This is a genomic window from Paenibacillus ginsengihumi DSM 21568 (assembly GCF_000380965.1).
GTDB lineage: Bacteria > Bacillota > Bacilli > Paenibacillales > NBRC-103111 > Paenibacillus_G > Paenibacillus_G ginsengihumi.
Genome location: NZ_KB905689.1, coordinates 1 through 1,357 on the forward strand (window position 1 = coordinate 1; position 1,357 = coordinate 1,357).

Genomic DNA, 1,357 nt, shown 5'->3' on the forward strand with positions numbered 1-1,357 from the left:
CGAGCGCATCGCGGTGCATGAGAAGTCGAATTTGTGGTGCGGCATGGTGAGACTGCCGGGACAATACGAAGGGCTGAAAGCCGCGGAAGGTGCGCTGAAACCGAAACCGCTGGGCCGCGAGGTCTGGGCGCCTGAAGTCGAGAAACGTTCCCTTGCGCAGTATGAGGCCTTGGCGGTGATGGGCTCATGCTAGAGCTGGATCAAGCGCGCGGGCAATTGGAGGAGCTGAAACTGTTTGCCGCCGCCGATGTGTTGGAAAGCCGGCTGCAACAGGCGACGGACAAGCAGTGGACGTATGTGTCGTTTCTCGTCGATCTGCTCGGCGAGGAACTGGCACAGCGGCTGAGGCGCAATATTCAAACCAAGATGCGCATGGCGCGCCTGCCTTACCAGAAGACGCTGGCGGAGTTCGACTTTGCCTTTCAGCCCAGCGTGGACAAGAAGCTGATCGATGAACTGGCCACGATGAATTTCGTCCGTCAGGCGGCCAATGTGGTCTTCCTCGGTCCACCCGGCGTAGGGAAAAGCCATCTGGCGATCGCCTTGGCCGTAGAGGCGTTAACGAAGAGCATTTCGGTCTATTTCACGACCGTTACGCAGCTCGTGGAAGAACTCCGGCGTGCCCATCACGCCAATCGTCTGGATGCGAAAATGCGTCAATACCTGCGACCGCGGATTCTGGTTATCGACGAAGTCGGGTATTTGCCGATGGATTCGCTTGCGGCGAATCTGTTCTTCCAGCTCATCAGCACCCGCTACGAGCGCGGCAGCATGATTCTCACCAGCAACAAGAGCTTTGGGGATTGGGGCGAACTGTTTGGAGATTCGGTACTGGCTTCGGCGATATTGGACCGTCTGCTGCATCATGCGCACATCGTCAACATTCGCGGGCAAAGTTACCGGCTGAAAGACAAGATGAAAGCCGGTGTGTACGGGACGCCCCCGGATCCGGTATCTTCACGTTCCGTACGGAAGGAGGCCAACCATGCGGAAAAACGCCTTCCTGACCTATGATCCGTCGAAAGACCAGTGGGGCGTGAAGCTGCGAGGCCGTTGGTATCGGATGAGCTGCGGCGAACGATTCGGCCTTAAGATCGGGCGTACTTATGTAGGGTGTCGCCTGGAATTGGACACGACCTGGTATGTGGAACTGCCCGACAAAACCCGGTTTATTCTGCATCCGCGCTCCGCGTATTCCGTGTCTGTCGAAGCATAGCTGTAATGACGCCAAGATTGACAGAGATGGAGAAATGAAACGTTCGATTGCAGGGAGAATCAGCAAGTCTAGACCCTTAATTCGTCGAAGTGGGTCAAATTTAAACCGGCGAAGTGGGTCAATTTAAATCCGGCCTTGACA

The 1,357-nt window shown here is 56.2% G+C and carries 2 protein-coding genes and 1 pseudogene; all 3 read left to right on the top strand.

All coding sequences use genetic code 11. The annotated features are described in order from the left end of the window. A pseudogene (locus F591_RS32200) lies at positions 1-193 on the top strand (IS21 family transposase); the annotation flags it as partial. Further along, positions 187-1,014, top strand: a complete 828-nt coding sequence (istB, locus tag F591_RS0127020) for an IS21-like element helper ATPase IstB (protein ID WP_019537643.1) — start codon at positions 187-189, stop codon at positions 1,012-1,014. The pseudogene F591_RS32200 and the gene istB, both read left to right, overlap by 7 nt. Further along, entirely contained in the window at positions 986-1,216 is a 231-nt protein-coding gene (locus F591_RS31120; protein ID WP_083935640.1) for a DUF5348 domain-containing protein, read from the top strand. Before istB ends, F591_RS31120 begins: the two co-directional genes overlap by 29 nt. Positions 1,217-1,357: the final 141 nt, after the last annotated feature.